General features: G+C 66.6%; 12 protein-coding genes and 1 pseudogene. 3 read left to right on the top strand and 10 right to left on the bottom strand.

Features of this window, described 5'->3' with window-relative positions; all coding sequences use genetic code 11:
• The 3 genes from G3N98_RS35070 to G3N98_RS35060 all read right to left on the bottom strand — a co-directional run.
• Positions 1-846, bottom strand: an 846-nt coding sequence (locus tag G3N98_RS35070) for an SDR family oxidoreductase (RefSeq protein WP_206150698.1), incomplete at its 3' end; no start/stop codon positions are given.
• A gap of 21 nt (positions 847-867) precedes the next feature.
• On the bottom strand, positions 868-2,457 hold the full coding sequence (locus tag G3N98_RS35065) for an NAD(P)/FAD-dependent oxidoreductase (RefSeq protein WP_206150697.1): 1,590 nt from the start codon (positions 2,455-2,457) through the stop codon (positions 868-870).
• Between the two features lie 246 nt (positions 2,458-2,703).
• A complete protein-coding gene (locus tag G3N98_RS35060) occupies positions 2,704-3,375 on the bottom strand; it encodes a lysoplasmalogenase (protein WP_089475682.1) in 672 nt (223 codons plus the stop codon).
• 439 nt (positions 3,376-3,814) lie between these two features.
• On the opposite strand from G3N98_RS35060, the gene speB reads away from it, so the two are divergent.
• Entirely contained in the window at positions 3,815-4,783 is a 969-nt protein-coding gene (speB, locus tag G3N98_RS35055) for an agmatinase (RefSeq protein ID WP_071332370.1), read from the top strand.
• 234 nt (positions 4,784-5,017) lie between these two features.
• Here the strand turns inward: speB and G3N98_RS35050 are convergent, their stop codons facing one another.
• Positions 5,018-6,307, bottom strand: coding sequence for a citrate synthase family protein (locus G3N98_RS35050; RefSeq protein WP_206150699.1), 1,290 nt, complete (start codon positions 6,305-6,307; stop codon positions 5,018-5,020).
• Positions 6,308-6,425: 118 nt separating this feature from the next.
• Here G3N98_RS35050 and G3N98_RS35045 point away from each other — a divergent pair, with 118 nt between their 5' ends.
• Together G3N98_RS35045 and G3N98_RS35040 are read left to right on the top strand one after the other, a co-directional pair.
• Positions 6,426-7,844, top strand: coding sequence for a CoA transferase (locus G3N98_RS35045; protein WP_241026223.1), 1,419 nt, complete (start codon positions 6,426-6,428; stop codon positions 7,842-7,844).
• A 9-nt stretch (positions 7,845-7,853) separates the two neighbouring features.
• Positions 7,854-8,051, top strand: coding sequence for a hypothetical protein (locus tag G3N98_RS35040; RefSeq protein ID WP_206150695.1), 198 nt, complete (start codon positions 7,854-7,856; stop codon positions 8,049-8,051).
• Between the two features lie 107 nt (positions 8,052-8,158).
• On the opposite strand, the gene G3N98_RS35035 is transcribed toward G3N98_RS35040, so the two are convergent.
• The 6 genes and pseudogenes from G3N98_RS35035 to G3N98_RS35010 form a co-directional block, all read right to left on the bottom strand.
• The gene (locus G3N98_RS35035; RefSeq protein ID WP_089475116.1) at positions 8,159-8,383 is read right to left on the bottom strand and encodes a hypothetical protein; all 225 of its coding nucleotides are present in this window, start codon (positions 8,381-8,383) and stop codon (positions 8,159-8,161) included.
• Positions 8,384-8,659: 276 nt separating this feature from the next.
• A complete protein-coding gene (locus tag G3N98_RS35030) occupies positions 8,660-8,863 on the bottom strand; it encodes a cold-shock protein (RefSeq protein WP_006485974.1) in 204 nt (67 codons plus the stop codon).
• A 414-nt stretch (positions 8,864-9,277) separates the two neighbouring features.
• Positions 9,278-10,261, bottom strand: a complete 984-nt coding sequence (locus tag G3N98_RS35025) for a sulfonate ABC transporter substrate-binding protein (protein WP_175237647.1) — start codon at positions 10,259-10,261, stop codon at positions 9,278-9,280.
• Between the two features lie 123 nt (positions 10,262-10,384).
• Complete coding sequence (locus G3N98_RS35020; protein WP_089427206.1) at positions 10,385-11,224, bottom strand: MerR family transcriptional regulator; 840 nt, start codon at positions 11,222-11,224, stop codon at positions 10,385-10,387.
• A gap of 9 nt (positions 11,225-11,233) precedes the next feature.
• Positions 11,234-11,794, bottom strand: coding sequence for a GNAT family N-acetyltransferase (locus G3N98_RS35015; protein WP_206150694.1), 561 nt, complete (start codon positions 11,792-11,794; stop codon positions 11,234-11,236).
• A gap of 87 nt (positions 11,795-11,881) precedes the next feature.
• Positions 11,882-12,068, bottom strand: a pseudogene (locus G3N98_RS35010) (LysR family transcriptional regulator); the annotation flags it as partial.

The following is a 12,068-nucleotide window of genomic DNA, read 5'->3' as shown; positions in this document are numbered from 1 at the left end:
GGCCTTCGCGGCCTCGCGGCGCGTCGCGAGCACGACGAGCGCCTGGTACGCGGCGGGCAGGATGCGCGCCATCCAGTCCGCGCCCTTCGCGTCGCGGCCGATCAGCACGCGGCGCTTGTTCTTGCGCACGCCGGCGAGGATCGTGCGCGCGGCATCGTCGGCGGTCGTGATGAAGAACTTCTCGAAGCTGTCCTTGCCTTGCTGTTCGCTCTCGACGATGAAGCCGACCATGTTCTTCGCGACGCGGCTCGATTGCGCGATGTTCGTGCGGATGCCGCCCGGATGCACGCAGGTCGCCGACACGCCGCACTTCATCATGTCGAGTTCCTGGCGCAGCGATTCGGTGAAGCCGCGCACCGCGAACTTGGTTGCGTTGTAGCCGCTCATGCCCGGCTGCGCGAAGATCCCGAAGATGCTCGACGTGTTGATCACGTGGCCGTCGCCCGAGGCTTTCAGGTGCGGCAGGAACGCCTTCGTGCCGTGCACGACGCCCCAGAAGTTGATGTTCACGATCCACTCGAGATCGCTGTATTCCATCCCTTCGATCGTGCTCGACAGCGCGACGCCCGCGTTGTTGAAGATCAGGTTGACCTTGCCGTGTTCCTTCGCGGTGTCGTCGGCCCACGCGAACATCGCGTCACGGTCGCCGACGTCCAGCACGCGCGTCGACACGCGCACGTTCGGCGCGATCGCGCGGACGATCCGTTCGGTTTCAGCGAGGCCGACGCCGTTCTTGTCGGCGAGCGCGACGTGGCAGCCGGCCTGCGCGAGCTGGATCGCGAGCGAGCGGCCCATGCCCGAGCCGGCACCCGTGATGGCGGCGACCTTGTTGGCGAAATCTCTCATGTCGGTGGCTCCTTGTCTGGCTCAGGCCGCTTCGGCGGACGGGGAAGTCGAAGCGGAAGCGGCGGGCGCGGCGGCGGGCCGCGCAGTGGTGTCGTGTTGCGGCGCGCGATACGCGTGGTAGTCGGCGATCGAGAAGTGCGCGGTCGCCTGGCGGAAGCGCCACGTGAAGCCCGGCCACAGCGTCGTGTTCTTGCCGGTGCGCGGATCGAGGTACCAGCTCTTGCAGCCGCCCGTCGACCAGATCGCCTTCTTGAGCTTGCCTTGCAGGTCGCTGTTGAACTGCGCCTCGACGAGCGGGCGCACCTCGAGCGCGTCCGCCCGTTCGCGACGCATCGCCTGCAGTGCGCCGAGGATGTACTCGATCTGCGACTCGATCATGAACACCATCGAGTTGTGGCCGAGGCCCGTGTTCGGGCCAACGATCATGAAGAAGTTCGGGTAGCCGGGCAGCGTCGAGCCGAGATACGCGTGCGCGCCGTCGCGCCATGCGTCGACGATGTCGAGCCCGCCGCGGCCGATGATCGCGCCGCGCGGATACGGATCGGCCACCTGGAAGCCGGTGCCGTAGATCAGGCAGTCGACTTCATGACGCTTGCCGTCGGTCGTCACGACCGCGTCGGCTTCGATGTGGTCGATGCCGGTCGTGATCACGTCGACGTTCTTGCGCGACAGCGCCGGGTAGTAGTCGTTCGAGATCAGCACGCGCTTGCAGCCGAGCGTGTAGTTCGGCGTGACGGTCTTGCGCAGCTCCGGATCGGGAATCTGCTTGCGGATGTGGCGCAGCGCGAGCTTCTGCACGTTCTTCATCAGCGACGGATGGATCGCGAAGCCGAGCACGCGCGATTCGAGCATCCAGTAGATGCTGCTGCGCACGGCCTTCTGCGTGAACGGCAGCGTGCGGAACAGCCACTTCTCGAACCCGGTCAGGTTGCGGTCGGGCTTCGGCATGATCCACGGCGGCGTGCGCTGGAACAGCGCGAGCGCCTTCACGCGCGGCGCGATCTGCGGCACGAACTGGATCGCGCTCGCGCCGGTGCCGATCACCGCGACGCGCTTGCCTTCGAGCGCGTAGTCGTGATCCCACTGCTGCGAGTGGAACGCGCGGCCCTTGAAGTTCTCGACGCCGGGAATCGACGGCAGCGCGGCGCGCGACAGCCCGCCCATCCCCGATACCAGCACGCGCGCGGACAGCCGCTTGCCGTTCGCGAACGTGAGGCGCCAGCGTTGCGCGGCTTCGTCGTACTCGGCGCGCTGCAGTTCGTGGTTCAGGCGCAGGTGCGGGCCGACGCCGAAGCGCTGCACGCAGTCTTCCAGATAGGCGCGGATTTCCGGCTGCGGCGCGAACATGCGCGTCCAGCGCGGGTTCGGCGCGAACGAGAACGAATAGACGTGCGATTGCACGTCGCATGCACACCCGGGGTAATGATTGTCGCGCCACGTGCCGCCGACCGACGCGGCCTTTTCGAGGACGACGAAGTCGGTCACGCCTGTTTGACGCAGGCGGATCGCCATCCCGAGGCCGGCGAAGCCGGTGCCGATGATGGCGATGTCGATGGTTTCGTCCAGGCCGTCGGGGCCGGGCGGACCGAAAGGCAACGTGCGAGCATTCATCCGGGTGTCTCCGATTTGGCTCATTTTCGAATGTTACATTGTTTGATGTAACGATAGTGGGTGAACCCGGAAACCGCAAGAGGCTAGAAGCGGCGCTCTAAGGGCCGGAAGCCAGGCGGGAAAAGGCTGAGCGGGGTTTGGAACGGGCCGGTTTCCGCATCGCGGGATGCGCGGAAACGGCCGTCGACAGGGCGAGAGAGGGTGCGGGCGAGACCGCCGGCGCGCGGCGGCCTGTTTGAAACGGTATCAGGGACGGATCGGTCGACCGGCTGTCTCATGGAAAACCCCGGCCACGATCGTGACCTGCGCGAGCGCGTAGAGGCCCCAGATCAGGTAATCGATGCCCGGAAAACCGCCGAGGAAGCGGCCGACGCCGATCAGCGTATCGGAGCCGACGAAGATCAGGCTGCCGATGGCCACCAGCGGGCCGCGCGTGCGGGCGGCGAGCGCGAAGCTCGCCATCGCGCACAGCACGAGCATGTAGACGGCGACCGGTGCCATCAACTCGCCGAGGTGCGGGAAGAACGCCACGTAGAACGCCGGCGCGGCGATCCACAGCCCGACGAGCGCGACGATGCGCCAGCCGTGCGGCCGCGCGCGCCAGCGCATGAAGATCGCGCAGTAGCCCAGGTGCGTGAGCAGGAACGCGCCGAGGCCGAGGACGAACGACAGCGGCCAGTCGGGCAGCGCGAGCAGCACGTCGCCGAGCACGGCCGTCACGAGCGCCGCGCACAGCCACGCGCGTTCGCGCGGTGCGGCGCAGGTGCTGCCCGCCGCGAGCAGCAGGATGCCCATCGCGGCTTTCGCGACGGCCTGGCCGGGATAGGGCGCCGCGGCGAGCGACAGTCCATATAGCAGCGCGGCGACGACGGCGAGCGGCCAGAGCCGGCGGTAGGTGGCGGGAAGCGTGGCGATCAAGGCGGGTGTCTCCGGTTTGTTGTTGTCTGCGGTGGACGGCGCGCGGTCGAGCGCGCGGCTGTCGGCCATTATCCGGAAGAAAGGGCGTGCCAAAACCGGCGAATCCTTCTAGGAAACGACCGGGATCGTCCTGCACGAGGATTGCCCGCCGGCGCGGCAATCCGGCGATGCCGGGCTCCGACGCCTGGGCGCGGCCGCCGGATTTCTCCGCGCGTTGCCCCGGTTGAACCGGGGCAACGACTGCAATTCGGCTTGCTATGATCGCCGCGGTATTGCCGTTGTCGATGTGGTGGTTGCTGTCGTTGTCGTTGTCGTCGTTCCGCCCGGCCGCGCGACTGGATGCGCAAGCCGATGCGGGCCCGATGAATCCATGCCGTGCCCGGCCCGTGCGCTCAGGCGAACCGGGCGGGCTGGCCTCCCCACGAAAACAGGTCCGACCATGACCGAACTTCTCCACGGCGACGGCGCGATCCGTCGCACGACGCCGTACGGCTCGTCGATCGAAAACACCTATGCGGGCGTGCTGTCGTTCATGCGCCGCAACTATTCGCGCGCGCTCGACGGCGTCGACGTCGCGATCTCCGGCGTGCCGCTCGACCTCGCGACGACCTACCGCTCCGGCGCGCGGCTCGGCCCGGCCGCGATCCGTGCGGCCAGCGTGCAGCTCGCGGAGCTTCATCCGTATCCGTGGGGCTTCAACCCGTTCGACGATCTCGCGGCCGTCGACTACGGCGATTGCTGGTTCGACGCGCACAACCCGCTGTCGATCAAGCCCGCGATCGTCGAACATGCGCGCACGATCCTCGGTTCCGGCGCGAAGATGCTGACGCTCGGCGGCGACCACTACATCACGTACCCGCTGCTGGTCGCGCATGCGGAGCGCTACGGCAAGCCGCTGTCGCTGATCCATTTCGACGCGCACTGCGATACGTGGGCCGACGACGATCCGGACAGCCTCAATCACGGAACGATGTTCTACAAAGCCGTGAAGGAAGGGCTGATCGATCCGGCGACGTCGGTGCAGGTCGGGATTCGCACGTGGAACGACGACTTTCTCGGCATTGAGCGGCTCGATGCGGCGTGGGTGCACGACCATGGCGCGCGTGCAGCGGTCGAGCGGATCGTCGATATCGTCGGCGCGCGGCCGGCGTACCTGACGTTCGATATCGATTGTCTCGATCCGGCGTTCGCGCCCGGCACCGGCACGCCGGTCGCGGGCGGGCTGTCGTCGGCGCAGGCGCTCGCGATCGTGCGTGCGCTCGGCGCGGTGAACCTGGTCGGCGCGGATGTGGTCGAGGTCGCGCCCGCGTACGACCACGCGGACATCACGGCGATTGCGGCCGCGCATGTCGCGTGTGACTTGCTGTGTCTGTGGCGGCAGAAGAAGGTGGCGGGAGCGCTGAAGTAAGCCGGCATGCCGGGCATGCGCGTGCCGCTGGCGCGGTGCGCGCATTGCCGGATCGAGGTGCCGTGTGCTGTTCGTATCCCGTGAATCTGGAGAAAAGTCTTTGCGGATTTCCGTGGAGGGGCGTTGCCGACCCGTTGGCGAAATCCGCGAAACGTCAGTGGTTGGCCGCTTCCGTACGCCAACGACGCGCTGGCGTGTCACCGATGACGTGCCGCGACTTCATCAAGCAAAAACCTATCGACTCCTGAAGAAAGCCGCAAGCATGTCGTCTTTCGGAGCTGCCGGTTGCGTCGTTTGCTGTTTTCCCGCCCGTCCGCGAGATCGAGAGTGATCCGCCCCGGCGCCGTCTGGCCAGGCCCCCGTATAAACCGCACGCGGCCGGATGAGATCGGATTGCTCGCGCTGCTCCAGCCCGTGCGCGATCCAGCCGATCGACCGGCCGAGCGCGAACAGGCCGAATGCCGCGCCGACGGGAAGCCGCAAATGTCTGCGTAATGCCACCAGCGCGAGATCGAGCGAGGGCTTCTGGCCGACGAGCGTGCTCCCGGTATCGATCATCCGTTTCCATCGAGGATGACGCGGCAGGATCCGCGACAACAGATACGTCGCGCGCACGTCGCCATCGGGATAGAGCGCATGCCCGAAGCCCGGCAAGCCGTCACCCCGGGCGAGACGCGCGACCATTTTTTGCTCGACGTCCTGATTACCCAGTTCGTCCCACAGTGCTTCGCCACGCGCGGTGGTGGCGCCGTGCCGCTCGCCCGACAAGCCGGCCAGGCCGCCGACCACGACGGCGCGCAAGCTCGCGTTCGTCGACGCGATGCACCGCCCCGTGAAGCTCGACGCGTTCAGTTCGTGATCCGCACACAGCACGAGCGCCATCCTGATCAGCTCGGCGCCCGCCGGCCCGACGCCCCATGCCCGCGCGCATTGCGCGTGGATGGGGGCGGTATCGATCCGGGTGCGCAGCAGGCATGCCGCCAGAATCCGCACGAGATCGCCGCAGCCCTGCGCCTGACGATCGGCCGACTGATGCCAGATCGCCGTCGGCGCGTCCTCGCTCGCGACGGTGAAGAGCGGCAGCAGCGCTTGCTCGGTGCGTTGACCGGCGTAGTGTCTGAAGAGCGTTCGCAATACTGATGGCGTCGTGGGGACGTGACGGCCGAAAGCAGTCAGCTCGTCGCATCGCCACAGCAGCGCCGCGACTTCCTCGAGACTCGCGCGGGCAGCGAGATCGAGCGCATCCACGCCGCGATAGAAGAGCCGGCCGCCATCGATCAACGTGATGCTCGATTCGAGCACGGGCGACCCCCAGTTCAGCGCGGCCTTCGCCACTTCCTTCGGCTTGCGGCCGCGTGCGCGTTGGTCCGCGAGGCGCTCGACATCGGCCGCGAGGTAGCGGCTTTCACGGTGGCTGCCGCCTGGCTCCGCGCGAAGCAGGCCGCGGCTGACGTACGCATAGAGGGTTTGCCGCGAGACACCGAGCCTTGCCGCGGCTTCGGTCGAATTCAGGTAGTTCGACATCGTGCGCAGGGGGAATCGTTCGACAGGTTGATCAGGATAATCAACGTTGACAGCAAATGCGAGCGAGACGATCTTTGCGTCACCTGATTCATGCGAGGCGAACATGGGTGTCGATCAAATGTCGAGAGAGCGGGCAGCGGCCGATGACGATCGGGTGTCGCGTCAGCTACGGGCGTTCTGGCTCGCGGCGGGTGGGTCTCCGGCTTTTCTCGAGTCGTGCAGCTTCAGCGGGGCGGGCGAACTGGTTTCGGCATTTCGCGTCACCGACATGGCCACGGCGGCGATCGGCGCGGCAGGGATGTCCGTTGCCGAATTGCTGCACGCAGCGACCGGGACGTTGCCGGCGGTTCGGGTCGACCGGCGCATGGCGTCGCTATGGTTCGGCACGTCGCTGCGTCCGCAAGGCTGGTCGATGCCGCCTCAATGGGATCCGGTGGCCGGCAACTATCGGGCGCGCGATCGCTGGATCCGCTTGCACACGAACGCGCCGCATCATCGGCTGGCCGCGTTGTCGGTGCTCGGCTGCGCCGCCGATGCGCAGTCGGTCGCACAAGCGGTGAATCGCTGGGATGCCGGCGCGCTCGAAGAGGCGATCGTCGAGCGCGGCGGTTGTGCCGCGGCGATGTACTCGGCGCAGGAGTGGGCCGGGCATCCGCAGGGCAACGCAGTCGCAACCGAGCCGTTGCTGCATGTCCGTGCCGCGGCCGATGCCGTCGCGCATGATTGGCGGCCTTCGAAAGACCGGCCGTTGTGCGGCATTCGCGTGCTCGACCTGACGCGCATTCTCGCCGGCCCCGTGGCGACACGGTTTCTTGCGGGCCTGGGTGCCGACGTGCTGCGCATCGATCCGTACGGCTGGGACGAGCCGGGCACGGTGCCCGAAGTCGTCCTCGGCAAGCGGTGTGCGCGGCTGAACCTGAAGGATGCGGCGGATCTCGATACGCTCAAGCAGTTGCTGCGCAGCGCGGATATCGTCGTGCACGGTTACCGGCCGGACGCGCTCGCGCGCCTCGGGCTCGATGCCGCGCATCGGCGCGAGCTGAATCCCGCGCTCATCGACGTGTCGCTCGACGCTTATGGCTGGAGTGGTGAATGGCGTTACCGGCGCGGCTTCGACAGCCTCATTCAAATGAGCACGGGAATCGCCGACGCGGGTATGCGCGTGACGGGCAGTGATGAGCCGGTGAACTTGCCTGTCCAGGCGATCGACCATGCGACGGGTTACCTGATGGCGACCACCGCGATCCGCGGGCTGACGACGCGAATGAAAGAGGGCGTCGGTACCGAGGTGCGCGCTTCGCTGGCGCGCACGGCGGCTGAGTTGCAGTTGCGGTCGGAGCCGATGAGCGAGGTGATCGAACTGGTTGCCGACGATCAACGTGATCGTGCGGAACACGTCGAACCGACGTCGTGGGGGCCGGCATCCCGGCTCCTGCCGCCCGTACGGATCGACGGTGCGCCGCTGCGATGGTTTTATCCGGCGCGCGCGCTGGGTGCGTACGAGCCCGAATGGTTGTCGTCGAACGACGATCTGTGACGCGATGCGATGAGTCGGTTGGTGTCGGTGAGTGGCGACGGGACGGGAGTCGACCTGGCCACGGCGATGAATGCTGCTCAGTGCAATGCGCAGGTCGTCATCATCGGACGGCGTGCGAACGTGCTGGAACACGCGGCCGAAGCGATCGACGGCGTGTTTCCCGATGTGCGCCCGCCGCGCCCTGATTGCCGGCTTGGGCATGCCTGATCAGACGGAACGCGTTCGGCGGAGAGGGGGCGGGCTGGTGAAGCAAGTCGGCCGGCGCGGACCGCCGGCGCGTTGCTCGTCGCTGGATTGAGGGTCGGGCGTTGTGTTTAACCGCGCGTGTCGACCCAGTTGCGTGCCCAGCGGGCCGAATGCTGCAACGCCTGCTCCTCGCTCGTGAAGTAATCGAGCGAATAGAACTGGTAGCGGCCTTCGGTGCGTGGGCTACCGGCGCGTTCAAGCAGCAGGTTGGATGAAAAACTACCGTCGGGCAAACGATGAGCCGAGGGTTGGACGGCATAGCCGTTGTATTGATGAATTTGTTTGTTGTGCATTTTAATTTTAATGATGTTCGAGTGCGCGCGTGCCGTGCGGAATATGCACGGGTATGCCGATTCAAAGCCATTGCGAGCTGAATCCGACGCAGTCGTAAAGCGAAAAAGGGCTTGGCAGCCAGAGGGGGAATGAAGTGCAACGAGGCGTGTGGCGCGCGGCGAGCTGCGGAATGAACCGATGCAGCCAAGAGCAATCGCGCCAACTTTGGGAGACCAGGCTCCGCGAGGATGTCGCTGCAACCCGGCGCCCGTTACGGGGGCCGGGTCCTTCAAACTTTACAGCGGCTTGATGTTGGCCGCTTGCAGACCCTTCGGGCCTTGCTTCGTTTCGAAGCTCACTTTCTGGTTTTCAGCCAGCGTTTTGAAGCCGTCGGCGCGAATTTCGGAGAAGTGAGCGAAGAGATCGTCGCCGCCGTTGTCGGGCGTGATGAAGCCAAAGCCTTTGCTGTCGTTGAACCACTTGACGATACCGGTATCCATGAAGATTCCTTGAGAAAAAAATATGAAGATTTGCTCTGGAAAGAGCGCTTGAAGCGTCAAGGAGGGAGAGGACAACGAATACCGCTGAGGAGCGATCAATTGATGAACAGCAATCGGACTTCTTGAACTTCGACCGAAACATTAACCGCTGGGCAGCGGTGGCGTCAATCATTAACTTGTAACTGTTTCGCCGCGCAGCCTGTTTGCGGACGAAGCGATGTGGCCCTGCGTGGCGGAGCGTGCTGCGCGGCACGGCGTGCAGGGACGTCCACGATAAACGCACACGCGAGACTCGCGCGCTGGCGCGAACGCCGACAGTGCGTCCCGCGTTTCCCGAAAATTCGACAAGAACAAGAAAGGCCGACGAGTCGTGTGCCCGGCGGCCGTTTCGACAAGTTGCGCGCTGGGTTCCCCCTACTTCGCCGCGAGCGCACGCTGCGCGTTTTGGTCGACCCATGCGTTGTCGGCCACGTTCAGCTTCTGCGGAATCAGCTTCGCCGCATAAAACGCATCGGCGACGCGCTGCTGGGCCGCGACGATCTTTTCGTCGAGCGGCACCGCGCCAAACGGGACACGCTTGATCCACGTCTCGACAATCGGTTGCGGCAGGCCGACCTTCGGTGCGATCAGCGCCGCCGTGTCGGCCGGATGCGTGTTGACCCACTGGCCCGTCTCGCGCGCCTGCTTCAGGATCGCGCCGACCACGTCCGGATGCTGCTGCGCGAAATCCCGCGTCGCTTCGTAGAAGTTGTTGGTCGCCGCGAGGCCCGTGTAGTCGGACAGCGTGCGCACCTTCAGCGCATTCTGCGCGGCCGCGTAGTACGGATCCCAGACGACCCACGCATCGACGTTGCCGCTCTCGAATGCGGCGCGCGCGTCGGCTGGCGGAAGATACACGGGGCGGATTTCGTCGTAGCGCACGCCGGCCTGTTTCAGTGCTTCGAGCAGCAGGTAGTTCGCGCTCGAGCCCTTCTGCAGCGCGATCTTCTTGCCGCGCAGGCCGGCGACCGAACCGATCGGCGAATCGGCCTTCACGATCACGGCCTCGTTGTGCGGCGCCGGCGGTTCCGCGCCGACATAGACGAAGTGCACGCCGGCCGCCTGTGCGAACACCGGAGGCGGCGCGCCCGTATAGCCGAAGTCGATGCTGTTCGCGTTCAGCGCTTCGAGCAGCTGCGGGCCGGCCGGGAATTCGAACCACTGCACGCCATAGCCGAGCGGCTTGAGCCGCGCTTCGAGCGAACCTTGCGCCTTGATGACCGACAGCAGGCCGGCCTTCTGGTAGCCGATGCGCACGACCTTGTCGGCGCCGCCTTGCGCGAAAGCCGACGCGGCGGACAGTGCGACGAGCGTGGTGACGGCGGCGGTGCGGGCGATCCAGCGGGTGAAACGAATCATCGAACGGACTCCATGCAAAACGTCTTCGGGCGAGCGGCGGTGCCGCTCGGTTGGAAGAATCGTCGCATGGGCAATCACGCCCGCAAACGAAGCATTGCCGATATCAATATGACGGCGGCGCGCCTATGCTTCGTCGCCGCCGTTTTCCGGTGAAGGTGTGCCGGACTGCCGCGCGGCCTCGTCGCTGAGCTTCTTGTCGAGGATCGTCGCGACGCGGCCGCCGAGATACGCGCTCGCCGCGGTTTCCAGTGCGCGGTTCGTCTCGCCTTCGACGAACACGGCCGCGAGCGGGCGCAGGCGCCAGATCGCATCGACCAGTTCGGGCACGTCGGTGGCGGGCGGCAGCGTGCCCGCGTCGTAGCGGTCGAGCCGCTTCACGACGAGATCGACGAGCAGCCGCGCGATCGCGTCGAAATGCGGCCGTGCGAGGCTGATCACGTCGAGCAGCTCGCGCGGCGGAATGCCTTCCTTGGTCATCGCGGCGGCCGCTTCGAGCAGCGCGGGGCTCTTGGCGACGAACGACAGGCCGCGCCGTTCGAGCAGGCCGAGTTCGGTCACGCGCGACAGCTGCGTGGTGGCCTGCGGGCCGAACATCTGCGCGAGCGCGGCAAGCGAATAGGTCTTCGGCAGTTCGTGCGACCAGCGGCCGCCGATCGCGTTTTCGAGACCGAGGATCGAGCGCAGGTCGTGGCCTTCGTCGATCGCCTTGATCAGGTCCTGGATGTTCGACAGCGTGTAGCCGCGCGCGAGCAGGTGGTTGATCAGCTTCAGCCGCGCGACGTGCGTGTCGTCGTAGATGCCGACGCGGCCGCGCTTTTCCGGCGGCGCGAGCAAACCGCGATCCTGATACGCACGGACATTGCGCACGGTCGTGTCGGACACGCGTGCAAGTTCGTCGACCGTGTACTCGTTGCGGGAGTCCGGCGCCGCCTCGTCGGGTGTGGAATGAGTCTGTTTTGACATGCGGCCATTCTAGCGCGACGTGGGAGGCTCCGGCGAGACGGGGAGCGTGCGGGCGCCGTCGCCGAGCGGGCGCTGCAGCAGCGCCGTATCGATCCAGCGGCCGTGCTTGAAACCGACCGCCTTCAGCATGCCGGCCGGCTCGAAGCCGAACGCGCGATGCAGTGACGTCGAGCCGCCGGTGCCGCCGTCGGCGATCACCGCGATCATCTGTCGCCACGGGCCGGCCTCGCAGCGTTCGATCAGCGCGGCGAGCAGCGCGCGGCCGATCCCGCGCCCGCGCTGCGCATCGTCGATGTAGATCGAATCCTCGATCGTGAACCGGTACGCGCTGCGCGTGCGGTACGGCGTCGCGTACGCGTAGCCGGCCACGCGGCTGTCGCATTCGGCGACGAGGTATGGCAGCCCGTGGCGCAGCACCGCGTCGCGGCGCGCGCGCAGTTCGGCGACGTCGGGCGGCGTTTCCTCGAACGACGCGACGCTGTGGTGCACGTGGTGCGCATAGATCGCGTGGATCGCATCGAGGTCGGCGTCGGTCGCGTCGCGAACGACGCAGGCGGGGGCGGTGGGCATGGCGGCGGGTCCGGTGAATTCGGAATGCAAACCGCTACTATGCCGGCCGCTGGCGCGCATGGCAAAGCCGTGTGCGGAGGCAACTGCCTACAGCCGTCCGTCCGCCGCGTGAACGGCTTCGGCGATCGCGTCGGCGACACGCTGCACGCGCGGCGACCGGCGCACGTCCGGGTGGACCACGAGCCAGATCTCGCGCTCGATGTCGCAACGCGGGGCGGCCGTCAGCTCGACGAGCGGCGCGCCGGCATGCGCGGCCGGATCGTCGACGAGAAAA

It is taken from the genome of Burkholderia sp. Tr-20390 (assembly GCF_017104595.1).
Classification (GTDB): domain Bacteria; phylum Pseudomonadota; class Gammaproteobacteria; order Burkholderiales; family Burkholderiaceae; genus Burkholderia.
The sequence above is the reverse complement of the archived record's forward strand: the minus strand, read 5'-3'. Positions and strand labels throughout refer to the sequence as shown.

Bases quoted from the DNA above. Each gene is read 5' to 3' on its own strand.
- G3N98_RS35030 (WP_006485974.1), bottom strand. From the start codon at position 8,863: ATGGATACCGGTATCGTCAAGTGGTTCAACGACAGCAAAGGCTTTGGC.
- G3N98_RS35020 (WP_089427206.1), bottom strand. From the start codon at position 11,224: ATGTCAAAACAGACTCATTCCACACCCGACGAGGCGGCGCCGGACTCC.
- G3N98_RS35040 (WP_206150695.1), top strand. From the start codon at position 7,854: ATGAGTCGGTTGGTGTCGGTGAGTGGCGACGGGACGGGAGTCGACCTG.
- G3N98_RS35065 (WP_206150697.1), bottom strand. From the start codon at position 2,457: ATGAATGCTCGCACGTTGCCTTTCGGTCCGCCCGGCCCCGACGGCCTG.
- speB (WP_071332370.1), top strand. From the start codon at position 3,815: ATGACCGAACTTCTCCACGGCGACGGCGCGATCCGTCGCACGACGCCG.
- G3N98_RS35025 (WP_175237647.1), bottom strand. From the start codon at position 10,261: ATGATTCGTTTCACCCGCTGGATCGCCCGCACCGCCGCCGTCACCACG.
- G3N98_RS35045 (WP_241026223.1), top strand. From the start codon at position 6,426: ATGTCGAGAGAGCGGGCAGCGGCCGATGACGATCGGGTGTCGCGTCAG.
- G3N98_RS35050 (WP_206150699.1), bottom strand. From the start codon at position 6,307: ATGTCGAACTACCTGAATTCGACCGAAGCCGCGGCAAGGCTCGGTGTC.
- G3N98_RS35035 (WP_089475116.1), bottom strand. From the start codon at position 8,383: ATGCACAACAAACAAATTCATCAATACAACGGCTATGCCGTCCAACCC.
- G3N98_RS35015 (WP_206150694.1), bottom strand. From the start codon at position 11,794: ATGCCCACCGCCCCCGCCTGCGTCGTTCGCGACGCGACCGACGCCGAC.